21 protein-coding genes are annotated in these 25,074 nt (G+C 38.1%); 8 read left to right on the forward strand and 13 right to left on the reverse strand.

Annotated features, from left to right (window positions below):
* Nucleotides 1-110: 110 nt before the first annotated feature.
* Complete coding sequence (locus tag Q0954_RS08580; RefSeq protein ID WP_299455895.1) at nucleotides 111-548, reverse strand: DUF4199 domain-containing protein; 438 nt, start codon at nucleotides 546-548, stop codon at nucleotides 111-113.
* Nucleotides 549-733: 185 nt separating this feature from the next.
* Here Q0954_RS08580 and Q0954_RS08585 point away from each other — a divergent pair, with 185 nt between their 5' ends.
* Complete coding sequence (locus Q0954_RS08585) at nucleotides 734-2,149, forward strand: HlyD family efflux transporter periplasmic adaptor subunit (RefSeq protein WP_299455897.1); 1,416 nt, start codon at nucleotides 734-736, stop codon at nucleotides 2,147-2,149.
* Between the two features lie 107 nt (nucleotides 2,150-2,256).
* On the opposite strand, the gene Q0954_RS08590 is transcribed toward Q0954_RS08585, so the two are convergent.
* Both Q0954_RS08590 and Q0954_RS08595 read right to left on the reverse strand, forming a co-directional pair.
* A complete protein-coding gene (locus tag Q0954_RS08590; protein ID WP_299455899.1) occupies nucleotides 2,257-4,452 on the reverse strand; it encodes a peptidase domain-containing ABC transporter in 2,196 nt (731 codons plus the stop codon).
* 296 nt (nucleotides 4,453-4,748) lie between these two features.
* On the reverse strand, nucleotides 4,749-5,330 hold the full coding sequence (locus Q0954_RS08595) for a hypothetical protein (RefSeq protein WP_299455901.1): 582 nt from the start codon (nucleotides 5,328-5,330) through the stop codon (nucleotides 4,749-4,751).
* Nucleotides 5,331-5,475: 145 nt separating this feature from the next.
* Between Q0954_RS08595 and Q0954_RS08600 the strand changes: the two genes are divergently transcribed.
* Nucleotides 5,476-6,684 carry a proline dehydrogenase family protein gene (locus Q0954_RS08600; RefSeq protein ID WP_299455903.1) on the forward strand — a complete coding sequence of 403 codons (1,209 nt, stop codon included), beginning with the start codon at nucleotides 5,476-5,478 and terminating at the stop codon, nucleotides 6,682-6,684.
* A 41-nt stretch (nucleotides 6,685-6,725) separates the two neighbouring features.
* On the opposite strand, the gene Q0954_RS08605 is transcribed toward Q0954_RS08600, so the two are convergent.
* The 3 genes from Q0954_RS08605 to Q0954_RS08615 all read right to left on the reverse strand — a co-directional run bounded on the left by Q0954_RS08605 (nucleotide 6,726) and on the right by Q0954_RS08615 (nucleotide 8,394).
* Nucleotides 6,726-7,565, reverse strand: coding sequence for a HEAT repeat domain-containing protein (locus tag Q0954_RS08605; protein WP_299455905.1), 840 nt, complete (start codon nucleotides 7,563-7,565; stop codon nucleotides 6,726-6,728).
* Nucleotides 7,562-8,131 (reverse strand): RNA polymerase sigma factor, encoded by a 570-nt coding sequence (locus Q0954_RS08610; protein ID WP_299455927.1) that lies wholly within the window; start codon nucleotides 8,129-8,131, stop codon nucleotides 7,562-7,564. The genes Q0954_RS08605 and Q0954_RS08610 overlap by 4 nt, the downstream gene beginning before the upstream one ends.
* Nucleotides 8,132-8,229: 98 nt before the next feature.
* Complete coding sequence (locus Q0954_RS08615; protein WP_002694999.1) at nucleotides 8,230-8,394, reverse strand: Lacal_2735 family protein; 165 nt, start codon at nucleotides 8,392-8,394, stop codon at nucleotides 8,230-8,232.
* A 38-nt stretch (nucleotides 8,395-8,432) separates the two neighbouring features.
* Here Q0954_RS08615 and Q0954_RS08620 point away from each other — a divergent pair, with 38 nt between their 5' ends.
* From Q0954_RS08620 to Q0954_RS08630, 3 genes are all read left to right on the forward strand, one after another.
* A complete protein-coding gene (locus Q0954_RS08620; RefSeq protein WP_299455908.1) occupies nucleotides 8,433-9,074 on the forward strand; it encodes a Uma2 family endonuclease in 642 nt (213 codons plus the stop codon).
* Between the two features lie 159 nt (nucleotides 9,075-9,233).
* Nucleotides 9,234-10,073 carry a UDP-2,3-diacylglucosamine diphosphatase gene (locus Q0954_RS08625; RefSeq protein ID WP_299455910.1) on the forward strand — a complete coding sequence of 280 codons (840 nt, stop codon included), beginning with the start codon at nucleotides 9,234-9,236 and terminating at the stop codon, nucleotides 10,071-10,073.
* A gap of 131 nt (nucleotides 10,074-10,204) precedes the next feature.
* A complete protein-coding gene (locus Q0954_RS08630) occupies nucleotides 10,205-11,203 on the forward strand; it encodes a glycosyltransferase family protein (protein ID WP_299455911.1) in 999 nt (332 codons plus the stop codon).
* A gap of 68 nt (nucleotides 11,204-11,271) precedes the next feature.
* Here Q0954_RS08630 and Q0954_RS08635 read toward each other — a convergent pair whose 3' ends face one another.
* Entirely contained in the window at nucleotides 11,272-12,834 is a 1,563-nt protein-coding gene (locus Q0954_RS08635; protein WP_299455912.1) for a SulP family inorganic anion transporter, read from the reverse strand.
* A 342-nt stretch (nucleotides 12,835-13,176) separates the two neighbouring features.
* Between Q0954_RS08635 and Q0954_RS08640 the strand changes: the two genes are divergently transcribed.
* Together Q0954_RS08640 and Q0954_RS08645 are read left to right on the forward strand one after the other, a co-directional pair.
* Nucleotides 13,177-14,868: a leucine-rich repeat domain-containing protein gene (locus Q0954_RS08640; protein WP_299455913.1), complete on the forward strand. Its 1,692-nt coding sequence runs from the start codon at nucleotides 13,177-13,179 to the stop codon at nucleotides 14,866-14,868.
* A 30-nt stretch (nucleotides 14,869-14,898) separates the two neighbouring features.
* Complete coding sequence (locus Q0954_RS08645; protein ID WP_299455914.1) at nucleotides 14,899-16,377, forward strand: leucine-rich repeat domain-containing protein; 1,479 nt, start codon at nucleotides 14,899-14,901, stop codon at nucleotides 16,375-16,377.
* Here the strand turns inward: Q0954_RS08645 and Q0954_RS08650 are convergent.
* Nucleotides 16,355-16,813 carry a hypothetical protein gene (locus Q0954_RS08650; protein WP_299455915.1) on the reverse strand — a complete coding sequence of 153 codons (459 nt, stop codon included), beginning with the start codon at nucleotides 16,811-16,813 and terminating at the stop codon, nucleotides 16,355-16,357. The genes Q0954_RS08645 and Q0954_RS08650 overlap by 23 nt on opposite strands.
* 341 nt (nucleotides 16,814-17,154) lie before the next feature.
* Here Q0954_RS08650 and Q0954_RS08655 point away from each other — a divergent pair, with 341 nt between their 5' ends.
* Nucleotides 17,155-17,694 carry an outer membrane beta-barrel protein gene (locus Q0954_RS08655; protein WP_299455916.1) on the forward strand — a complete coding sequence of 180 codons (540 nt, stop codon included), beginning with the start codon at nucleotides 17,155-17,157 and terminating at the stop codon, nucleotides 17,692-17,694.
* A gap of 223 nt (nucleotides 17,695-17,917) precedes the next feature.
* Here the strand turns inward: Q0954_RS08655 and Q0954_RS08660 are convergent, their stop codons facing one another.
* From Q0954_RS08660 to Q0954_RS08680, 5 genes are all read right to left on the reverse strand, one after another.
* On the reverse strand, nucleotides 17,918-18,751 hold the full coding sequence (locus Q0954_RS08660) for an SDR family oxidoreductase (protein ID WP_299455917.1): 834 nt from the start codon (nucleotides 18,749-18,751) through the stop codon (nucleotides 17,918-17,920).
* 412 nt (nucleotides 18,752-19,163) lie between these two features.
* On the reverse strand, nucleotides 19,164-20,537 hold the full coding sequence (locus tag Q0954_RS08665; RefSeq protein ID WP_299455919.1) for a PcfJ domain-containing protein: 1,374 nt from the start codon (nucleotides 20,535-20,537) through the stop codon (nucleotides 19,164-19,166).
* A gap of 260 nt (nucleotides 20,538-20,797) precedes the next feature.
* On the reverse strand, nucleotides 20,798-22,042 hold the full coding sequence (locus tag Q0954_RS08670) for a PcfJ domain-containing protein (protein ID WP_299455921.1): 1,245 nt from the start codon (nucleotides 22,040-22,042) through the stop codon (nucleotides 20,798-20,800).
* A gap of 535 nt (nucleotides 22,043-22,577) precedes the next feature.
* Nucleotides 22,578-23,030 (reverse strand): thioredoxin domain-containing protein, encoded by a 453-nt coding sequence (locus Q0954_RS08675; protein WP_299455923.1) that lies wholly within the window; start codon nucleotides 23,028-23,030, stop codon nucleotides 22,578-22,580.
* A 721-nt stretch (nucleotides 23,031-23,751) separates the two neighbouring features.
* Nucleotides 23,752-24,741, reverse strand: a complete 990-nt coding sequence (locus Q0954_RS08680; RefSeq protein WP_299455925.1) for an aminotransferase class IV — start codon at nucleotides 24,739-24,741, stop codon at nucleotides 23,752-23,754.
* Between the last annotated feature and the right edge of the window lie 333 nt (nucleotides 24,742-25,074).

Raw genomic sequence — 25,074 nt, forward strand, 5'->3', positions numbered from 1 at the left:
TTTTGTTTTGTTTGACAAACAAAGTTATAAATTTAAGCAACGTTTTCAGAATAAGTATTCGCTTTAATATTGCTCAGGCTTACTTTTGACTATAAACATGCGCTGTGGTATTAGCTGACAGTATTATCTGTCTTATAAAAAAGTGACGCCACCAATGATATAATCACTCCTATAATTACTGTAACAACAATGGTGTTTATAAATAAGATAGACACTGCCCCTGATTGGGCGCTTGCTGGAGCAAACAACGCTATAATGACCATATTGACCAACCCATACACCAAGCTTGCTACAGCCGATAGCATAGTACCCAGTCCTAAGCCTTGAATCAGGTTCATGCCCTTTTTGTTGTAAGCCCTAAACTCACGCATAGCATATACAATACCCCCAGCTAAAATAACGTATCCCATCATTTTTACGTCCCAGGGAGCGTTGAACCACAAAAAAAGTAAGAGTGTGTTATACAAATTCAGGAGTAGCCCTGTAATTACGCCAAAGCGTAAGGCTACTCTTGCAGTAGACGTTGTAGGCGCAGGTTTTCTCAGCATTATTTTATCTGTTTTTAATCAAGCAATTATCAAACGTGCAAGTTAGTAATTTAAAACAGGATTTGAGTGTTTCAACACGGCAATGATCTTTGGTTTGGGCAAACCCACAAAATAACAGCTGATAATAACCAAATAATCCTCCCATTTTTTTGTATTTTTGCTCGTCAAAACATTAACTACTCACAATGCCAGAAGCACAAGAGACATCAAACAATACTCATAGTACACCTAAAGGCACTATAGTTTCTACTCATACACCTACCCAAAAAGAAGAAGAGATTCCCGACTTAGAGTTAAGGAGCGATGAAGTACAAGAGATCCTTAGCTATATTCCTCATTGGATCATTCGCTGGGGCATTACTATAGTATTTTTCACTTTTATGGTATTGCTGGCAGTATCGTGGTTTATGAAATATCCCGATATTATCCAGTCCAGCATTATGGTTACTACCAAAACCCCTCCCCAACGCATTCTGGCGCGTAGTTCAGGCGCATTAAAGTTGATGGTAAAAGATGGGCAAAATGTAAAGCCTCAAGAGGTATTGGGGTATATTCAAAACCCCACAGTTTTTGAAGACTATCAAGTATTGAAAAAACAAATTACCAGGTTTCAAAAAATATTAAACAACCGCCAAAGAAGCACCCAAGACTTACTGGCTTTTGACAAGGTAATAAGCCAACAAAACCTTAAATTGGGAGAGTTGCAAGGAGCCTATGAATCGTTTGCTAAAACTTTTAGAGAGTTATTACTTTTTTATGAGTTGTCGAAACCTGAAAACCAAATCCAAAACCTACAATCACAAATTGTACAATATAAGAAACTCAACCAAAACCTGCTTTCTCAACAAAGGATTTTAGGCAAAGAATTCAAAATATTCAATAACCAATACAAGGCAGACTCCACCCTTGCCGAAGAAAAATTAATGGCAAGGCTTGAGTTTGACAAAACTAAAGCCAGCTTGTTGCAACAACGTAGAGCCTTGAAAAATGGTGAAGCCAGTATCATTAATAATCGAATTAGGATTAATGAATTACAAAACAACATTGGAGAGCTTACGCTTACTTTTCGCGAGCAGGAAAGGACTTATTTATTGGCTACTAACAACGCTTTTCAAACCTTACGTAGCCAAGTAAATATTTGGCTACAACGTTACATGCTTACTACTCCTGTAGAAGGCAAAGTCTCCTTTTTGTCTTACTGGAGCGATAATCAGTTTGTAAAGCCTGAACAAACGGTGATGGCAGTAATTCCACAAAATAAGAACTTGATTGGCAAGATTAATATGCCAGTAAACGGGTCGGGTAAAGTGAAAGTAGGACAAGTGGTAAACATTCGCTTTGCCAACTACCCTGCCGATGAGTTTGGTATGGTAGAGGGTAAGATAGAACGTATATCGTTGATAGCGCAAGCAAGCGCTGATCCACAAAAAGGGTCTATGTATACTATCAATGTAAGCCTGCCCAACGGATTGAAAACGAGTTATAAAAAAGACCTGGAGTTCAAGGCAGAAATGCAAGGACAAGCCGATATTATCACCAAAGACCTCCGTCTGATTGAACGCATTTTTAATCAGTTTGCAAAGTTGTTTGATAAGTTTTAAGGCTACATCAAGCAACTCACTGTTGTACTTAATTCGCTAAAAACCCTTCTCTATTCATTGCTCAACCGAGAGGGGTTTTTAGTTTTGTTTATAAGATGTTATAAAGATTACCCACCCAGTTCCAACTGGTTCTTCACCAGGTTATAGTAGATACCTTTTTTAGCGGTCAGCTCTTTGTGCGTGCCTTGCTCTACCAGTTTTCCTTTTTCGAGTACAATGATTTGGTCTGCATTTTTTACAGTGCTCAAACGGTGGGCAATCACTACGGCAGTTTTACCTTTAAAAAACTCGTCCAGGTTTTCCATAATAATGCGTTCATTGTTGGCATCCAATGCTGAGGTAGCTTCGTCAAAGAATAAAAACTCAGGGTTTTTGTAAACCGCACGGGCAATCAAAACCCGTTGTTTTTGTCCTCCGCTTACCCCTATGCCATCTTGCCCTATCTTGGTATTATACCCCAGTGGCAAATCTTCTACAAACTCTTGGATATTGGCTACTTGCACCGCGTGCCGCAACCTTTGTTGATCTATGATTTCGTCGCTTACCGCAATATTGCGGGCAATAGTATCAGAAAAAATAAACCCATCCTGCATAACTGTTCCACAGCGTTCGCGCCATAAACGCCCGCTCAGGTTATTGAGTTGAATGCCTTCCAGTTTTATTTCACCTTCAGTCACAGGATAAAACTTAAGCAATAACTTAAGCAAGGTAGTTTTACCACTGCCACTGGTACCTACAATTGCCGTAATTTTACCCTCAGGAATAGTCAAAGTTACACCATCTATTACTTTAGGTGAGTGGGGACCTTCATACTGAAAAGTAATATTATCTAAATGAAGATTTTTACCCTCAGGCAATATAGTTACCTGATCTCCCTCGCTGCTTTCTTCCTCTTCTTTTTCATGTATTTCTCCCAAGCGTTCCAAGCTTATTTTGGCATCTTGCATCTCATACACAAAGCTTATCATTTGGGTAATGGGGCCATCTAGTTGACCAATAATTGACTGCACAGCAAGCATCATTCCCAGGGTCATTGTTCCATTGACCACCGCATAAGCTGCAAAAAAAGTAATCAAGATGTTTTTACTTTGGTTAATAAATAAGCTACCTGCTTGCTGGGTTTGCTCCAGAGTTACACTCTTTACATTGATCTTAAACATTTTTGCCTGGATACGTTCCCATTCCCACCTCTTTTGCTTTTCGCAATTGTTTAGTTTAATCTCTTGCATACCATTGATAAGGTGGATCAAACTACTTTGGTTGCGTGACATTTCCTGAAAACGCTTATAGTCAAGCTTTTTACGTATATTCAAAAATGCCAACACCCAACCAATATATAAAATACTACCTATTAAAAAGATTAGAAAAATATAAAGATTGTAGTATGCAAGCACAAACCCGAAAACGATCAGGTTAAAAAAAGAAAATAATATAGTAAGGGTAGAGGTACTTAAAAATCGTTCAATCCGGTGGTGGTCATTTATCCGCTGCAAAAGGTCGCCAATCATTTTGGTATCAAAAAAACCAATGGGCAATTTCATGAGTTTGATCAGAAAATCAGAAATGAGCGAGATGTTGATACGCGTACTGAGGTGGAGTAAAATCCACCGCCTTATAAAGTCTACAGCAGTTTGGCTGAAAAAGAGCATAAACTGCCCCAGCAATACAATATAAATAAAGTTGAGGTCACGAGTGTTGATTCCAATATCTACTACCGATTGGGTAAGGAAGGGGAAAATCATACTAAGTAAACTCCCTAGCAACAACCCCAAAAATAGTTGTACTAAAAATTTTTTATAACGCAATACATAGCCCAGCAAAAACTTCCAACTTGTTTTTTTCAGCTTTTCGTCACTTTCCCGCTGAAAAAACTCAGGGGTTGGCTCCATCAACAATGCTACTCCTTTGTCTTCGCCTTGCTCACGGGTACTCGCCCAGTGTTTCATAAACTGCTCACGGTCGTAAGTAACCAAACCTACTGCGGGGTCAGACACGTGTACCTTTTTTTTGGTAATTTTATGTACTACTATAAAGTGTTGCTGGTTCCAGTGGGCAATAAAAGGTAATGGAGCCTCATTAGCCAATTGTTCAAAAGTAGTTTTTACCCCAATAGTACGAAAGCCTACTGCTTCAGCAGCATCGCTTATCCCCAAAAGAGAAACTCCCTCACGGGTAATATAGCTTTGTTCGCGGAGGTATTGCAGCGAATAACGTTTGCCGTAATGTTCTGAAATGATTTTTACACATGAAGGACCACAATCCATCATGTCTAATTGTATGTAGGAAGGAAACTTCTTCGCCATTGGTATTCTATGTGTTAGTTAAGGGTGATACCTTGATGTCAGCCACCTGATTATGTTTTGCGTAATGTTGGCTGCAAAGTTAGCAAACCTTTGGGATTTGTATAACCATTTGATATTTGAATGAAATAAAGCAAGTTTATTGAGGGTTTACTCTTATCAACAGTCTACAGTGTTTAGCCAATAGTTGGCAGCTATTGGCTAAACACAAAATACTAGCATTATACTGAAAATCAGTAGATTATAAATAGTTTATTTTTTACAGGGTTTGCTCAAAAGCAAGTTTTGTTACCTGACAACTATACTTTGATATTTTTATACATGTGGTAAATTGCACGAATAAACGGTAGCACAACCGAAGCAATCAAAATACCCAATGCTACTTTGTCTTCATCAAAAAAGTGGGCTAACAAAAATATAATCACAAACAACAACAGGGTCAGTACACCACTCAAAATATTACGACGGTGGTTAAGTTTATCTTGTAGACTAGCAGCTTGTTTAGAGCTAGGGTCACGCTCTAACCCAAATTTGATTGCACCTACTATTACTTGCAATATTGCCCCCATCACCATCATAATGGCATATCCTATATACATTCCCGCAAATTTGCTATCCTCGAAATACATCATTAATACTACTGGTATAACCAATGCAACGAACACCCCCAAGGCAAATGATATGGCTTTGAAAGCTGTGTAGTCTTTTTTTGGTTTTTGTGGTGGTTTACCTTGAGCTTTTTGCCATAGTTGATAGGCTTTTTTCACTTCTTGTAATCGTTCGGCTTCGTTTGCATGCCTTGCAAGCAAACGATCGTATTGTTGCTCAACTTCTTTTAGTGTAGCATTGGGGCTAATACTCAATGCTTTATAATAGTCCATAAATTTCCTTTTTTGCTCTTGTGACAATAAACTTATATATACACTCAAGCATTTTTTAAGTTGCTGCCAGACAATGATTTCATTCTTTAAAATAGGTAATCCCATTCAAAATATTATTTTTGTTGTAAACCTAGCACACGAGCTTATGACAACTTATCCTAATACAAATGAGGCGTATACTAACCACCTTTCATTTGATAATACAGCCATTGCCTTTGCCTCTAAAAGCACCCAAGAACTCCAACTAATGAAACGTGCCTTTGTCCTCATGCAATCTCCTTGGTTAGTACGTAATGGCACTCGTTTTATTAACCGTACCCTCCACCTGAAGTTAGTGAGAGGTATGGTGAAACGTAGCCTTTATAAAGTTTTTTGTGGAGGAGAAACTTTGCAGGATTGTCAAAGATTTATCGAAAAACTCTATGCCTCTAAGGTACACACTATGCTGGGCTATTCGGTAGAAAGTAAAGCCAACGACAATGAATATGACAAAACCACTACTGAAATAATTCGATACATCAAATTTGCTGCTCCACAAGATGCGCTGCCTTTTGCGGCATTTAAACTAAGTGCTCTTGCTTCAGTTCATTTACTAGCAAAAATTCATAACGGTGAAAAACTTTCAGATACTGACCAATATGCCTGGCATAAGGTCAAAGACAGGGTAGACTCAATTTGTGCTGCTGGGTACGAATATGATATAAAAATACTCATTGATGCTGAAGAGTCTTGGATACAAGACCCTATTGATGAGCTTGCTCAAGCAATGATGGCACAATACAACCAAGGAAGGGTGGTGGTTTATAACACTTACCAAATGTACCTTCAGCGAGGGTTTACTTTTTTAAAAAACTCTTTGGCATTGGCAAAACAAGGCAACTATTTGTTAGGAGTAAAACTGGTGCGGGGAGCTTATGTAGTAAAAGAACAACAACAAGCAGAAAAACCTGGGCATACCAACTTGTTGAACCCAGATAAAGCAACTACTGATCAAATGTTTGATGATGCAGCCACTTTTTGTCTCGAAAACATAGAGCACCTTGCGCTGTTTGCTGGTACTCATAACGAATCCAGTGGTTACCATATCGTTCGGCTTTGTCGGCAAATGAACATAGCCCCTAGTAACCCTAGAGTTTTTTTTGGGCAACTTTATGGAATGAGTGATCACATTACTTACAATTTGGCAAAAGCAGGTTTCAATGCAGTTAAATATGTGCCTTACGGTAACGTAAAAGAAGTGATGCCCTATTTATTTAGGCGGGCACAAGAGAATACAGCCATTACTGGACAGAGCAATCGGGAGCTTGAATTGATAAAGAAAGAGCTGAATCGAAGAAAAACTGAGGGGGTGTGAGTCACTCTGATAAACTTACTACCTGAGTGACTAAATCTTGTTTAGAGCAATATCTGAATGCCTTGTTCTGCTTTGCCTTTCACAGCCTCGTTGAGGTCTTGTTTTTTAAGAAGGTCTTTGAGTGCCTTTACAGAGTTTTTTTCCTGTAGTTCAACCATTACATCAATTAACGCTATTTGTACCAGAGGAGACTCTTGCTTAGCAATAGACTTGATCAAACCAGTGCGTACTTCTGGACGAGCAGCAAATTGACCCAAAACCTCTACAGTAGTCAAGCGCACATTTACATTAGGGTCGCTATTGAGGGTTTTGAGCAATGCCTTGGTAATTTTACTGTCTACCACAGAAATGTTACTGGTAAGGTTTACTGCTCTTAACCTTTCGCTGGCAGATTTCTTTTCCAGTAAAGACGAAATCAACCTTTTTTGATCTTCTTCCATCTTGTTCAATTTCTTTTGAATCACAGCAAGCGACCCTATATTTTTATTGGCCTTGCTCTGAGAGTTGTTAGGTGACTGACTGAAATAATACATACCCAATGCCCCTACAAGTATGCCTACAATACCATAACTTAGGTTATAAGCAAAACGATGATAGTTTAGATTTGTCCACCAGTTTTTGAGCATTGCCCCCAAGCTATGCTTGTTTTTTTCTTCCTGTTTATGAGTCTCTAGCATAGTATAGAAGTTTGCCGACATTTGCTCACTAGGTTCAGGCACTTGTACTTGCCCAAGTTGATCATTGAGTACTTTTAGCTCAAACAGTTCGCTTTTACCCGTTTCATTTTGCTCCAGGTATGCCTTAAGTGCTGCTTCTTGCTCAGGTTGAATATCACCATTGAGGTACTCAGTCATTAATATTTTATAGTGTTCTTTGTTCATAGTTGTTGGTTCTTTTCAAGCTTTTTATAAATGTCCTTTAAGTCGCTCAAAGCCCGATGAATCCGCACTTTTACTGCCCCTTCACTGCAATCCATCAATACACCTATGTCTTTGTATTTAAGTCCTTGGTAACGGCTCAAAATCAATATTTCACGTTTTTCAGGCGAAAGCCGCCCTAATGCAGTATTTAGCATGCGAATATCTTCTTGTTGGTGCAATTTATCTTCAGTGCTCACTTCTTCAGGTAGCTGGTTTTCCCATTGGCTGAGATCATCTTTGTAGCCCATACGACTTTGTTTTTTATGATGATCTATATTGATATTACGCGCCAAATGATACATCCAAGTAATAAACTTGCCCTCACCCGTAAAAGTGTGTTTATATTTGAGTATGCGTAAAAATACATTTTGTACCAAGTCTTCGCTGGTTTTGGTATTTTGGGTCATTCTATAAAAAAACCCAAATAAAGCTTTGTTGTAGCGTTCAAAAAGCAACCCTAACTTGTCTACATCGCCCTCCTTTACTTTAAGCATCAATCCATTGTCTGAAATAGCATCCAAGTGCACCTCCTGTTTTATTAAGTCGTTTGATAGGGGTAACTTCAGCAAATACAGAAGGTTACAGCAATTTTTATTTTTTCTTCAAAAAAGCTTGCACTCACCTACTACTCCATTGCCTCTATCTGCTTAAGTACTTCTGCTGCTTCAGCCTGTTTTTGATCGCTTGCCATACGATTGGTCGTTGATAGGTCATAAGCTTCTTTGAGCAACTTTTGGTACTTGGCTTCCAGTTTTTGTTTGGCAGTTTTTTTCTTAAATATTCCTAACATAATAATGAATAAATTTTAGGTAAAAATACAATTTTACAATGTCTGCTAAACTAGCCGTGGGGGTAAAATGTTATGAAGAATTTTATGTATATTTGACAAAAGCAAATATTATGGGACAAGCAAAACCTCAACAAACACATTATTCTTATTCAGAATACCTTGATTTGGAACAAACCGATGGTATACGTTATGAGTATTATCATGGAGAAGTATTTGCCATGTCAGGTGGTACAATCAATCATAATCAAATTTCTATTAATACTCAAAGAGCAATAGATGATGTCATGCCTGATGATTGTAGGGCATTCATAGGTGATATAAAAGTAGAAATATTACCTAATGCACACTATGTATATCCAGATGTGGTATATACTTGTGCCTCAGAAGACTTAGACGATGGGCAAGATCACAAGATTACGTCTCCTTCTTTGGTGGTAGAAGTTTTGTCTAAGTCTACCCGACAGTATGACAAAGACCAAAAACAAAACACTTATATGCGTATACCTTCTTTGCGTTATTATGTACTTATTGACCAGTACAAGTACTTTGTAGAGGCATACGAGCGACAAGAAGGCTTCTGGAAATATACTACCTATCAACAACCTGAAGATGTTATTGCACTTGCACAATTAAACCTCCATCTGACAGTCAAAGACATTTATAGGAAGGTGAAGTTTTAAAAAAGTTACCCCAGTATTAAGTCAGTGCTAAGGCAAAGTTGCCGTGAGATTGTATTTGCTCCTATCCTTGCTTTTTCGATAAAATAAGCTTGACCTTGCGCTAACCAATTCGTCTTAAAAAAATCCTACATTTGACCTACACTCCATACTCCATACATTATGAACAAAAGAGATGTAGAAATTGTAGTGATTTCTGATGTACACCTAGGCACCTATGGCTGCCAATCAAAAGAACTTACCCGCTACCTAAAAAGCATCAAGCCTAAAAAGCTTATTCTCAACGGTGATATTATAGACATTTGGCAGTTTAACAAACGGTTTTGGCCTAAAACACACTTTGCCGTAATCAAACAAGTCATCAATATGTTGTTGGATGGCACCGAAGTATATTACCTCACAGGAAACCACGACGAAATGCTACGCCGTTTTTCTAATGCCAGCATTGGCAACTTTCATTTGTTAGACAAAATGTCGCTGACTATAGATGATAAAAAAGCTTGGATTTTTCACGGAGATGTGTTTGATGCGACAATGAAAAATGCCAAATGGTTAGCCCGTTTAGGGGGCATTGGCTACGACTTACTTATTATGCTCAATAGCTTAGTTAATTTTGTGCTTGCCAAAATGGGCAGAGAGAAGATGTCGCTTTCCAAACGGATCAAAAATAGCGTAAAAAGTGCCATCAAATATATTCAAGACTTTGAGCAGGTGGCTTCTGACCTTGCCATTGAGAATAACTTTGACTATTTGATATGTGGGCACATTCATCAACCACAGATAAAAGTAATGCAAAACACCCAAAAACAAGGGGAGGTATTGTATTTGAATAGTGGAGACTGGATAGAAAACCTGACGTCGTTGGAATATAACAATGGTGCCTGGAAGTTGTATCAATACGATGAAACACAAATCAAAAAGGATAAGAAGCAAACAAAGAAAAAATCTAAAGAAGAAAATTTTCACATAGAAAAAGTAATTCACGAAACGGTGTTTGTTTAAATAGTTTTAACTGTGTACAAACCAAGGAATTGCTGTAATAACACTGTATAAGACCTGGTTTAAAGAAGTGATATTTGGGTTTCAGGCAAACGCTTTGTAGGTTTGATGGTTATTAAGCAAGCCAAAAACCAATGAAAATTTTGTACGCAGTACAGGGCACAGGCAATGGGCATGTAAGCCGAGCCATAGAACTTATCCCTTTATTACAACAGTATGGGGAAGTTGATGTGTTTTTGAGCGGCAACAAGTCACAGGTAAAAATACCTTATGACATTAAGTATAAAAGCAAAGGCATTACTTTTAGCTATACCAAAAAAGGAGGGCTTGCTTATTGGACTACCTTGCGTGAGTTACAGTTTAGCAGGGCATACAAAGAAATGAGACAGTTTCCAATAGAACAGTATGATGTAGTACTCAATGACTTTGAACCTATTACTGCCTGGGCTTGCCGTCTCAAAAAAAAGCCTTGTCTGGGTTTTGGGCATCAAGCATCGTTTCAATCTAAGGCTGTACCACGCCCTAAACATTTTGACCTGATAGGTGAAGCAGTATTGAAACGTTATGCCCCAGCAAGCCATTATGTAGGCTTGCACTTTGATAAGTACGACCAGAATATTTTCCTGCCTATCTTGCGTAAAGAATTATACGCGCTTCCTTTTGACCAACAAAACCATTATACTATTTATTTGTCGCACTACCACCACCAGCAAGTAGTCCCTCACCTACTCAAAGTTACCGATACACGCTTTGACTTATTCTCTAAACATTGTACTCACAAAGAAATACACAAAAATGTAACTTTGCAGCCTATAGATGGGCAGGCATTCATGCAGAGCCTTGCCAGTGGATCAGGAATGATTACTGGAGCTGGTTTTGAGGGTCCCGCTGAGGCCATTACCTTAGGTAAAAAACTATTGGTTTTGCCTATTTTGGGGCAGTATGAACAATGGTGTAATGCTGAAGCAATGCGACGTTTAGGAATAAAAGTAGTACGAAAAATAAACAAGGACTTTAGCGAAACACTCAAAGATTGGTTAGCCCACACCCCTATAGTACATAAAGATTACCCCAACCAAACTCAACAAATTCTTGACTATATTTTTACAGAAAAACTAAAAGAAATGCTATAAAAAAAGCGACAATATCAGGCAGGTTGCCCAAAGACTGTCGCTTGGTTTTTACGTTTTACTGATGAAGACTACACAGGGATCAATTTGTTGACGTTACGTAGTTCAACCTTAATGTTTTTAAGTTTGGCTTCTTGCTGAAACTCATCCAGTAGTTCAGATATATCGCTATCCATATATTGGGCACGGGTACCATCTATCACTACATGACTATTTTCTTCTATACTTTCGAGGGCATCTAACAACAAAGGTTTGTTCAGGAAAGAAGCATCTTTGTTGAAACGCACCAACACATGATCGCCGTCTTTGGTAACCGAAATAGAAGAGTGAAAATTAGAGCGGATTACAAAAAACAGTCCTACCACAATACCAATGGTGACTCCTACCAGTAGATCGGTCAGAAGTATAGACACAATCGTAATAAGGAAAGGGATAAATTGTTCCCACCCTTTTTTATAAATAAGTTTAAACACCGAAGGTTTTGCCAACTTGTAGCCTACTACTAATAAAATAGCTGCCAAACTTGCCAATGGAACCAGGTTTAGGTAACGGGCGATAAACAACACTGATATAAGCAAAAGTACACCATGGAAAAAAGCAGCCATTTTGGTACGCCCTCCAGCATTGATGCTTGCTGAACTCCGTACAATTACAGATGTAATAGGCAAACCACCAATCAACCCAGCAATTGTATTACCCAACCCCTGTGCAATCAGCTCTCTATCTAAGGGCGATTTTCTTTTGTAAGGGTCTAATTTATCTACCGCCTCTACAGTAAGAAGGGTTTCAACACTGGCAATAAGCCCAATGGTTACTGCTATAATCCATACTTCTTTTTTAAATAAATAATCCCAATTAGGAAACGATAAGCCACTCAGAATGCCTTCGGTAGGCAAACTTACTCTATGTGTATTGTTAAGTTTCAATGCAGGTAAGGCACTATTTAATACTACTTCGTTTAATACGATTCCTAATACTACTACAATAAGCGCACTAGGCAACCATCTAAAGTCTTTTAAGCGACTGTAGTCCCAGGTAATCATAATAATGAGCGAAATAACTGTAATAATCAATGCTCCCCATTCTACATGCTCAGTAGCGTGTAAAATGGCAGTAAATGTGTTTTCGTGGCTGTTGTCATAAAAGGCAAGAGAAAATTGTTTGGGGTCGTAACCTATGGCGTGGGGGAGTTCTTTGAGAATAAGTGTGATGCCAATAGCTGCTAACATTCCTTTAATGACAGAGGAGGGAATATAATAAGCAATGAAACCTGCACGTAAAACACCTAGTAATATTTGAATAAGCCCGGCAAGAAATACTGCTACTAAAAAGCCATTAAATGAGCCAATAGTAAATACACCAGCAGCCACAACCGCAGTAAGCCCAGCAGCTGGTCCACTTACACTCAGTTGTGATTGACTAAGAATGGGAACAATGATGCCACCAATAATACCTGAAATAATACCAGCGAAAATAGGGAAACTTAAGCCTGCATCTTTGGGTTGCGAACCTAATGCTATGCCCAAACAAAGAGGAATAGCTACCAGAAAAACTACTAAGCCAGCAGGTAAATCAAATTGTAAATTTCCTAGATAGTTTTCTTTGTGTAGAACATGTTTGTGTTTTTTTGCCATATAATGCGTTGAATCTTTAAAACTCTCTTATCAATGAAGATAATTTTAAATAGTAAGTATTGAGTTTTACAAAAATAGTAAAATTCATATCTTTTCAGGGTTTTATGTAAGTAAAAAGTGGAATAATTATTATGAAAATGAAGTGCGGTAACAAAAACAACAATTAAATTGTGAATTTGTTTTGCCAAAAAGTAAAAAAATTACCCTTAGGATCAATGATGGTTTATCCCGAATCGATAACCTGCCTGTTTCGCTTTATTTTTAGCCATTTTATTATATAATTTAAAGATACAACAGAATTACTGCACTTATTGAGCAAGCATACTTTTAAATAATACTATAATGGATGGAACTTTGGACAAAAGCATATATACAAAAAAGCTCAAGCAATTGATTAATAGTAATGATCTGACAAACATAGAACTGGCAGTTCAAATTATGGCTGGCAGTGGGGTACCTTTGTCTATGTTGGGCTATATCTATGCTTTATCGCTATTTCATCGAAACGAAACAGTAAAGGAAATAATGAAAATAGTGTTTGCTCAACATGCTTCTTTAGGGTTTATGCGCTTTACTAAAACATTGCATTACCAACATTATTCGGGTGAACGTGCTGTATCTGACTTTTTAGCTCAGTTTTGTAAATCGCCTTTAGTAAATGCCAAAGAGATTGTGTCTATTGCCATAGCACACATTAACCGAGGCTATAGGTTTGGGTTGGAGCATAATCTCATTGATGTACAAAACCTTAAGCATCCAGTCTTGTCCTCTTTTACGCTCAACTTATTAGAGTTTGGATTGGAAAAGCTACCTGCACTGGTATTTCAAATCCCTAAAATCAAAGCTTTGTACTTGCAAAGCAACCGTTTGACTGAAATACCTACTGAAATAAACCAATTAACCCACCTACAGGAGCTCAACCTAAACAATAACCAACTGACAGAGTTTCCTTTGGCAATTACCCAACTGGCCACTCTAAAATCACTCAATCTAAGTGGTAATAAGTTTCATTGTGTACCTGTCAGTATAGGCAAGCTTTCAAAACTTGTGACATTTACTCTCAAATCAGATCGGATCAAGGCATTGCCTGAAACAATGGGAACCTTGAGCAACTTACAAAGCCTCACTCTTTCGTCTTGTCGTATACAAAAACTGCCCGAGTCTATACAGCAATTGAAGCAAATAGAAAAACTAGCACTCGATAATAACCGGATAGAGGAATTCCCTGCTGTAATCACCAAGCTATCGTCATTGGTACATTTAAAACTCCAGAAAAACCAATTAAAACATTTGCCAGAAAGCATAGGCAATTTACGTAAGCTTTCCCACTTAAGTTTAAGCAACAATCACTTGAAAAAACTACCTGACAGTATGGGTAACCTTACTCAATTGATGGTATTATTGATTGCCCGCAACCAACTAGAGGTTTTGCCTGCCACTATAGGCAAATTAAGGAAGTTGCGTGAGTTAAACCTTGAAAAAAATCAATTGTCATGTCTTCCCCAACAGTTTACCCAAATATTAACATTAGCCCAGCTCAAGCTGACCTATAACAAGCTTACCCAGTTACCGCCAGAAATAGGCAACCTTCAGCAACTTAGCTTGCTCAACCTGAGTTACAATCAATTACAAGTATTGCCTAAATCATTGGGCAAACTTAAAAATTTGCATCAATTGAATGCTGATTGCAATAAACTAACTGAATTGCCCAAAAGCATACACGGCTTGCAAAAATTGTTTTTACTGTCATTGAACTATAACGCATTGACTGCTTTGCCTGAAAGCATAGGGCAATTAAGTAAAGTATTTCGTTTGCACCTTGAAGGAAATCAACTTACCCAATTGCCTGAAAGCATAGGCAATATGCAAAGGTTGTATACACTCAACCTAAAAAGCAACCGACTTACTAAACTGCCTCAGAATATACAGAAGCTTCAGGGATTACGTTTTTTATTACTGGATAAAAACCCTATTCCAACACACGAAAAACAACGGATCACCGATTGGTTGCCCCAAACACAAATATCTTTTTAGTATTTTTAACAAACAGAAAAGGGGAAATAAATGACTGCCATAGGTAATTTAAAGAAGTTGTTACAAAGTAGCGAAAATGCTAATATTCTGCTGGGTTTTGAGCTATTGCCTGCCTACTCGCCTACACCTGAGCTAACCTCTACGTTATTGTTTTTGAGTTATTTTCACGAGGATGCTACCATTCAAAATAAGGCCAGGCTATTTTTTGACAAGCTGGCAAATCAAAAATTTAGTCAAGAATCGTTGTACAGTACTTTAGATCCCAAACAAGTTTTTCGCATATTCAAAAGACTTATAAAATACCCAGAGGTTAATGGAGTGGAACTATTGAAAATGCTACTGATTCATAACCCTTACTGTAAGGTAAAAACAGCTTTGTTGTTTTGCCTGGAGCATAAATTAGATTGGCTTGCTGTAGCACAAAATATTACACTACCTAGTCTGACTTTGATACATAAACGAGAGCTACAACTATTGATAAAGCAATGGCAGGTATTACAGCATTTGCAGGTAACCCTGCTCACAGTATCAGACCTAAACTTAAGCACTTTGCCTCGTCAGCTAGGTTCACTTACCTCTTTGCAAAAACTTGTGGCAAGCCGTAATGTGCTCATTAAACTCCCCGAAAGTATAGGAAAGCTTACTCAACTCAAGGTTTTGTATTTGTCTTACAATCGTCTAAAAAATTTACCTGTTGCTATCACAAAGCTTAGGCAAATTGAAGAGTTACACTTGAACCATAACCTACTACAAAGTTTGCCTGCCCATTTGGGGGATATGTCACAGCTTAATGCATTATATTTAGCTGATAATCAACTTACTTCTTTACCAACATCATTGCCTCGGTTAACTCACCTACAAGAGCTTGACCTGACCAACAATCCAATTCAATATTTACCAGAAGGTTTTAATCAACTAAAAAACCTGAAAGTACTGAAAACAGGAGGGGGGAACATTCACCAAATGGCTTTGCAAATTTCTAAAGTACCTTGGTTAGAAACGCTCATTATACAACACACACAGTGGGAAACATTGCCTGAATGGATTGGAGGTTTTACTCAACTACAACAACTCGCTATAAAGCATAATCATATCAGTTGTTTGCCCAAAAGCCTGAGCTACCTTAAAAAGTTAAAGAGTATAGACTTGAGTTATAATCAGTTGGTAGGTATACCTGATAGCATAGGGGCACTGGAACAATTACAGGAAGCTAACTTTGAAGGAAATGGGTTACTCAAAATTCCGGAAACCATCAACAATCTAAAAAAACTTCGTTTTTTGCATCTGGGATACAATCAACTAATCTCATTACCCGCCAACATTGGGCAACTTCATTATTTAGAAACACTGATACTGGAAAATAATCAACTCAAATCTCTTCCTGTAACACAAGGAGATTTTCCACGCTTGCATACTTTACTGCTTGCAGGAAATCCTATAGAGATTCAAGAAATAGAGCGTTTAAAGTTAGCCTTGCCTCATACTATCATTTATGAGTCAGGCCAATAGGTTCCCAGTTTTGTATGTCTGTCAAGGTTGCTTCAAAGTGGCTGCGCATGCTACCTTGTCCTACCTTGCTTTTTGTATATAAAATAGCGCTAGAGGTAAACTCTACCGGAGTAACATACCCATGCTCTATCCTTGATATTATACTTTGCTGTTTATGCTCCAAATCTATCACAACTAATTGCGTATTTTGATTATCCAAATCTTTTTCGCTTGCCTTTACAACAAACTCTTGAAGTGCCAGGTAACTTTCGTTGATCACATACTTATTGGTGAAGTATCGGTTGTTGGTCTTTTTTTCACCCTGAAGATCAAGGTTGTAATAGACCAAAAAAAAGTCAGCCTTAGACGGTGACCACGTGGGCTGGTAATAGTTTTGAAGAACAAGTTCGCCTATTTTAGCACCATTAGGTGATTGTATTGTAATATTATTTGACATAGAAAAAAAGGTTTGATGAGTCGCTGTAAAGCTTTACATTCGTATACTTTATACTTGATTACTTTTTTGGTTGTGGTTTAGTGGCACACACCACAATTACAGAGGCTGGCTCAACAATTAGTAGCTTTTACAGAGGCAAGTGTACTAGTCCTTAGCTATCGGTGTGTCTTTGTTCTACAAACAGCTACAAATCTTACCACACATTGATTTTTAATAAAAAAAACACATAGATGGCAGTTATTGCCTTGGTTCAAGGTTAAAATCTAAATTATTTTTCAACCATTTCTAAATGCCTAAAATAGTTAAATTTACACCTTTATTAGAGTAAAAAATTATCATTTATGAAAAAGCTAATTTTACTAATTGTAGTCACATTTGCTGCCTTCAACCTACAGGCACAAAATAGTCATTATGCTAAAGGTAGGTGGATGTTAGGCGGCAATATTGCTTTCGTAAACGCAACATTCGAAAACACTACCAATGGGGTAACCACTTCAAGCACACAAAGTGTATTTAACATATCGCCACAAGTAGGTTATTTTATCACCCAAGGTTTTGCCCTTACGCTTAATACCGACTTTAACTTTAGCAATGTAGCCAATACAGTAAGCCTTCAGCCTGGGGTACGGGGTTATGTAGTAAAGGATTTGTTTCTTGTCGGACGAGTAGGTTGGGGACAAACCAATGTGAAGGATAGCAATACTGAGGTACGTAATTTTAACTGGCAAGTAGGCGTAGGTTATTCATTTTTCTTAGCACCTAATGTAGCGCTTGAACCAGGGCTATACTACCAGTATTCCAGAGACACCAATTCTGTAACTTCGTCAGAAAACGTGTCTAAGGTAATCAACTTAGGCTTAGGGTTAAGGGTTTTCTTATAGTCAATATAAAACATAATGGAGAAATGTTTGTAATGTTTCTCCATTGTGTTATTTAGAGTATGTTTAAATTTTGTCTTCGGAGTTAAAAATGATGAGTTTTTTGTGCTGGCGAGATATATTTTTAAGTGAATAGCTAAAGCTATTGACGCAAAAATTAACGAAGTCAGCGCGTAAAAATCACTTTTTTAGCCTAGATTATGATTTTTAAACATACTCTTATATATTACCACACGTCTTTGCCCCCTCCTATGTTTTCTATCAACCAACCCGTAATAGGGTTGAGGTAGCGGTTGGGTACTACACTTGCCGCTTTCGCTGAAATGCTATTGACTACTCCTCCAGTAATATGCACTCTTTTCCCATCAAATAAAGCTTTATAAGCTTCCTCTGCTACTTCTTGAGCACTTTGGCTTACCCATTCGGTATAGGGGTTTTCTTTAGCCAAATGAGCTTTTTCCAAAAAATCGGTGCGGGTAATACCAGGACATACAGTAGTAACACCTATGTTAGCTTCTTTTAACTCTTCGGCTATAGCTTCTGAAAATGATAAAACATAAGCCTTAGAAGCAAAATAAACCGCCATATTAGGGCCAGGCTGAAACGCTGCCAAAGAAGCTATATTCATTATTTTATAATGTGCTGCTACTCCATTGGCTAGGTCTCTTTCTTTTTGTACCAACATATCTTTGACAAACACTTGAGTAAGTTCAGTCAAAGCTGTCACATTTACCTGTAACATCTGAAAACTACTTGCAGTAGTTTGTTCGGCAAGTTTACCTATACTGCCCAAGCCTGCATTATTTACCAATACATTGATATGAATGTCTTTTTCGATGAGTTGCTCATAAAGTACTTGGGCGGCATTTGCTACACTCAAGTCTTGTGGTTTCACCCATGCTTTGGTGTCAAACCGGTGCTCTATGTCCTCAGCAATGGCCTTGAGTTTGTCTTCACGACGTGCCACCAACACCGTATTGTAGCCTTTAGCAGCAAAAACATACGCCAAAGCAGCTCCAATACCACTCGACGCACCTGTAATTAATACAGTAGGATTCATAATGTTAAGATTTCATGATGAGTTCAAAAATTTGATGATTAAAGTTACTTCAGTTTTCTACACAAAAAAAATAGGTAGCATGAAACCTCACGTACCTATTTCAAATTAGCTTACTTTTCTTAAGCTTACATTTCACACACGACTTTTATGTTTACGATGCATCAATACACATCATAAATCAAACCCTGAGCATCTGCTCAAGCATTCAGCATACCCATCTCTTTATGGTCAAGCATATAACTATATATCCCTCTTGCTTGTACTATCATTTACCCCTAATTGTACTTATTAACAAACACCAAATAGAGCAGTGTCCTGATACACCACTGCCCAAATAAGACGACACACATTGATCTCTCAACGGAGCTAAACAGGAGGTGGTTAAATGACTAAACCCTGTGATGACTAACTACTATAAATAATCAATCGACAAAGCCAGGTTTTCTTTATTTACCCATTGCTTTATCACTTCCATCTCTTGTGGCTTAGGTTCACGGTTTCGCTTGCCCCTTATCTCGCAAATTCTCCATTTTTTACCCATCTCAATAGTCACACATTTCTCCTCTTTGCCCTGACCATTTACCTTGGTCATTGTCCAAATAGTACTGTAGCCCCCCAAGCATTTGTGGGTATAGGTGCCTACACAATGCATCATAGCTTTGCCCTCTAGCCATAGCTCATAGTTGTTAATCAATTGCGATATTTTGTACAATACCTGTTTTTCAACATCCCAATATTCAAAGTCGTTGGTAGGGTCTGGCGTCCAGACAAGTAACGAATCGTCAAACACACTACTCAACACTCTAGGCGAACTCAACCACTCATCTACCAATCGCATGATCGATTGGTCAGTCCTCCCCTTGAGACTAAAATTTGGGGCAACAGGGGGCTCATGTACAATGCCTTTGGCTCTGGTGTATACTTTTTGTCCATCGTATTTATGAGCATTGATAAAACTAATGACCTGTGCTACTTCTCGGTTATTGGTGAGCTCAGGATAGTAGGCAAAAAACTGTATGACTTGCCTAAAAAACAATGGGTCTTTATAAATCCGTTTCCAATGGGTAGCATGCCATTGTTCAAAAAAAGCCTCAGTACCACCTAATGCACATACTTGCCCATACAACAAAGCTTTTTCTATTGAGTAGTGTCTGGGAGCCTGGGTAAAATAATGCGCCATTTTGCTATTCAACTTAAAAGGCAATGAACGCACATCTTTGATATTGCCCCCTTTGCCCAAGTGAACAAACCACCATAAATGGGTAGAATGTTGGGCTTGCCAGGCTGGATACATAAACTCAGGCATTGTATGCTTCACAAACAAATGCTGTAATAAGTCTTTCAACATTGCCTCATACACTTCAAACCCACCGCTTTTATGGGTAGGGTTCCAGTGCTTGACAGGTTGCCAACTCTCTAGAGTATTGATCCAGTATTTGCGAAATCGAAAGATGTTGTATAGTGCAATAGGAGCATACAGAAGTGGAATAGTTTCAGGTCGTAAAACTTGTTTTAAGAAGTTTAAAAACTTAATCCGTTTTCCTCCCTCCAACTGCTGGTTATTCTGTAAAACATCTCCTATGCCTTGCAACAACAAAGGGGCATTTTCTGCTTTGACTTCTTGATGATAAAGTTGGTGTAAGCCATTGATGGTGTTGGCATAAGCAGACCACACCAATTTTTTAAGATATTTCTTGTTTTGCTTTTTATGAAACCGTTTTTTCTTTTCTACCTTTAGTGATTTACGGTTTTTGCGGTGAGATTTTGAACAGTCTTGTCTACTCATGATTGCCAAATTGTGGGCAGGTGTATTTTACCCACCCCAATACAAGAAGTAATTGTTTTGTTATGAAGGTATGCTACAATAGCATTCGTTGTCTTACCCTACCCAAACAAGCTTACTTCTTTGGCTTTTCAGGAAGGGAGAGGAAAGAAAACAGCTTTCTCGGCAAGAGGATCGCTATCTTCTAAACCATCTAAAATGTGGTTTCGCATATCACTAAATATTTAAATATAAATCTCATTATCAGTTATTTAAGCAATTAATTAATCACTAATTTCACAATGGTGCCCTACCTTAAGTTGCTCACGAGCAGCCCATTGTTTTATCAACTTAGCTTCTTCCAGGTCAGGCATTCTGTTTACCTTTCCCCTTACTTGTGTAATGGTATTGTTCTGCTTGAGTTCTATCGTTAATAGTGGTTTTACTGAAAAACCCGAAGTAGCGGTCAATGCCCAAATAGATACATCACCTGTTTGGCATCGATGCATATAATTGCCCACACAATGTCTCATTTTTTCGCCTTCGCGCAAGAGCGCAAAATTGTTGGTCAATTGCATAATGCGATAAGTGATACCATTGCCTTTTTTCAAGAAATTATTCACCTTGACAGGCGCCCAAGTAGTGAGCTGGTCATAGCTTGAACTATAACTATTCGCCATTTTTTGTTGCCAAGCCCTTACCTCTCGCATCATCGAAGCAGCCGTTTTTTGCTTAAGCGAATAAGGTCTACCTACTTTGCCCGTAAGCTGTCCATAATCATCTACTGCCACATTGGTCATTCGTTTGATGTTGATAAACTCCACTATATTTTTTATGTGATTATCTTGAGCCAACTCTTTGTTGTTCAAAAAGAATTGTAATAGTGACAACCAAAAACCTTGGTCTTGACTTATGTACAACAATGGGCTATTTAGTAATTGTTTGATCAACAAATCATCGCCCCCTAAGGCAGTTACTTGTCCGTATGTCAAGGCTTCTTCGATGGTATAATCTGCGGGTGCCTGCAAAAAATGATGCGCCATTTTTTTAGTCAAATGTGCATACATATTAGGGGCAGTCCTGATATTTTGCCCTTTGCCCAAGTGGATAAACCAATCAATGTGTGCCATATTACCTTTGTGCCAGGCATTGTCCATAAATTGGGGTACCTCATATTGTGCAAACAGGTAATGTACCAAATCAGAAAATACCATTTGGGCATCTTCAGTTTGGGTAGGCATCCAGCCTTTGGGCAAACGCAACCATTGGTTTGCCTGACCAAATACTGCTAACAAAGCCTCAGCTTCACGGTAGATCTCATACCCCTTGCGTCGGGCTATGCTGTCTAAAAAATGATAAAATGCTTTTTTCTCATGGTGTGTGCCTTGCCAGTCACCACGTATCAATTGCCCTATGGGTTTATAAGGCGAATTTTCTTCTAAATTTTCTGGCTTAAGCTTTTTGCGGAACAAAGCCTCCAATGTTTTGCGAGGTTTGGTCAAGTCCGCTTTTTTTAGTCGAGAACTCATCACTGTAAGAGTTTTCAATGACAAAGCTTCAAGCGACCAAGTTAATTTTGTAGATGATAAACAATTGTTTTTCAATGCCTTACCCTATTTTACTTATCGGGTAAACTATTATCAAGTCGCTCAAAGCTTCATGAAGTATTAGAATAAAGAAAAGAACCAAACTCCTTCAGGAGTATAAACTTGTTACTATTGAATACAGTAACATTCCGTAATATCATTTTTGATTTTGTCATTGTTATTTTAGGTTTATGAGCAACAGAGCATTACCCTATTGCTCAGGTTTTAATGAAGCATCTATGCGATTTTTGCTCCACCTATGTTAGGTGAACAAACAAGCTTTAAATATCGTATTTATACGATATAAATAACCCCATTCATGGCCTGGACAATCAAGTCCTTTTTTCGCCGAATGGGTTTCGACGCTACACGTTTTCATCTAATAAATCTGTTTAAATTTTAAAGGGGTGTTTGTTGGGGAAAACCACCACCCCATGCAGGGTTGCATATACCTGTTACCCAACGAAACCACAAAAGGTTATTTACCTTTACCAGCTTCTTTTTGTAGTTGGGTAATCATTTTTTCCCGTTCCAAACTATCTAAAAGTCTGTCTTTTAATAAGTTTACCATTTCTTCGAACGATTGTCTACGAGTAAATTTCTCGATCACCTGCTTGGTCTCGGCGTCTATCAGTAAGATAAACCCAGTGCCCGCATGCTTTTTAACACTGCGGGCAACTCCGAGGGCAGTAGCCAAAAGGTCAGACTGATAACGGGAGGTATTATTGGTGTAGTTAAAGTCCACGAACAACACTTCTCTACCATCGAAACGATTTTTCAAATCATTGAAAACCGGAGTCATCACCTTACTTGCGGCACACCAGTCGGCGTGTCGTTTTACAACTATTAATCTGGCAGCAAACCTAGGTTTACCGGGCTTTTTCACCACACTAGGCTGCCCCTTTTTGGAGGTGGTAAATAGGCTAAACATTTTTGTTATGTGTTATTTAAATTGTGTGAAATACTTGAATTTAGTGTTATTTCTTTCCCCTTGCGGGTGTTCGCGGCGGTGTGTTATTTGCGGATTTGGCAAAAAAAGGCACAAAAAAACCCGAACCTTGTTGGGTTCGGGCTACCTTTATATCTTGGAATAATTATATATCAATCCAGATAGAATGTAGAGGTATACCCGTACCCTTCGCTAAAAAGTCAATAGTAACTTTTTGTGAGTGTGGCACCAAAGCTGGTGCTTCTTTCATACAATATGTAAGACTGAATTTTCTCACTGAACTATCCTATATTTTTATTTCTGTTCCACATAATTTTCTAATTATAGCGCAATTATAGCTATTTTGTTTCATAAACCAAACATTTATCGGTTAAAACAATAAAAAAAATTTCTTATTTAAATCAGATTTAAATGGTATAAAGCATATTGCCTGGTCTTAAAAACAAGGCTGAAAGTATAAAAAAACAAGGTTTGAACTAGTTTTTTAGGTATTTTTAAGCTGAGTTAACAGATAGATATTAGCTGAAAAAACCTCTTTATTAAATACAATTAACAGGTTGTTTATCAAGAAAAAGTGACTTGAAATAAATAGTTAAAAAACATCTGATTTATTACATTGATATTGCTTTCCTCAAAAACAGGCATAAAAAAACCCGCGAAATTCGCGGGCTCAAAAATTACTCTAAAAAAGTTTTTGGCATCACTACTTCACAAATTGGTAAGTGCTTGGCATTGTTTTTTGCTTGGCGCGCAAGTCGCTTACTTCTTCGCCATAATCTTTAATTTGTTTAATAATATCAACGCCTACGTTTTCACCCCATTTAGTAATCAATTTAGTATAAATTGGTCCTACTTTACCATCGCCAATCTTATAGTTATTGATAGAAGTACAAGGCACCATACAAAAAGGAGTTGCTGTATAAAATGCTTCGTCAGCGTTCATTACATCATAAGGCTCAATGTTGCGGTACTCGTGCTCTAGCCCTAAAGCGGGAGCTAACTCATTGATTACGTACTCCATGCTTACCCCACGCAAAATGTTACGAGGCTCAGGGCAAATCAATTTGTTGTCTTTAATAATGAAGAAGTTACTACCTGTACCTTCAGTGATAAAACCATCAGGATCAAGCAATAAAGCCCAATTGCGGTCGCCCGACATATTAGACACTTCGATGTTGGCCATCATGTAAAACATACGGCTACGGTTTTTTACTTTAGGCTCTTGCAAAGATGCAGGAATGGCTCTTTGTGAAGGGATGGCGGCGTTTACTCCTGTGTCAAACAAGGGGCCCATGGTGGCCACTGTCCACTTAAAGGGGAAGTCGGTAATTACTACGGTAGGTTCTACTTTGCCATCAAAAATTTCAGAATAGAAAGACAAAGGTCCACGGCTGATATTTACCATTAAGCGATGCTCGTCGTGCTCAGCAAATACTTTGTCGTTTCGGTCAAGCACTTCATAACATATCTTTTCTAGTTCTTCTATAGTATGAGGAATTTTGATGTGGAGGTAGTCCATAGAGCGGTACAAACGCTCTAGGTGTTCGCGGATTTTGAATTGTTTTTTGTTGAATGAGCGGGTCATCTCAAACACCATGTCACCAAACATCAAAGCTGAATCGTATACCGAAATGCGGGCTTGCTTTTCGGGGAGAAATTCTCCATTTAGGTAAATTATTCTTCCTGAATCCATATAAAATGATTTATGCTGTTGAGTAGAAAGTTTATCTACAACAAGATATAATTAATTCGATTACAAAATTAGGAATAAGTCCAATTCTTTCGAGCCCATACTTTATTTTTTGTGGATTAGTTTCGTTTTTGTTCAATTATATATAGGTGCTGATGTATCGGAACTTCCAACAATGGCAATATTAGCCAAAGTAGGACTCAAATTGCCATAAATGTTAAACAGCCTCAACAAAAAAGCAACCTTGAATAAGGTTGCCTCTTAGGAACGGTGTCAAAATAAATTTACATTCTTAACCTCATCTTTTTTGGACATGCTTCGTTAAAAAAACTTGCC

Source organism: uncultured Microscilla sp. (assembly GCF_947493425.1).
Lineage (GTDB): Bacteria > Bacteroidota > Bacteroidia > Cytophagales > Microscillaceae > Microscilla.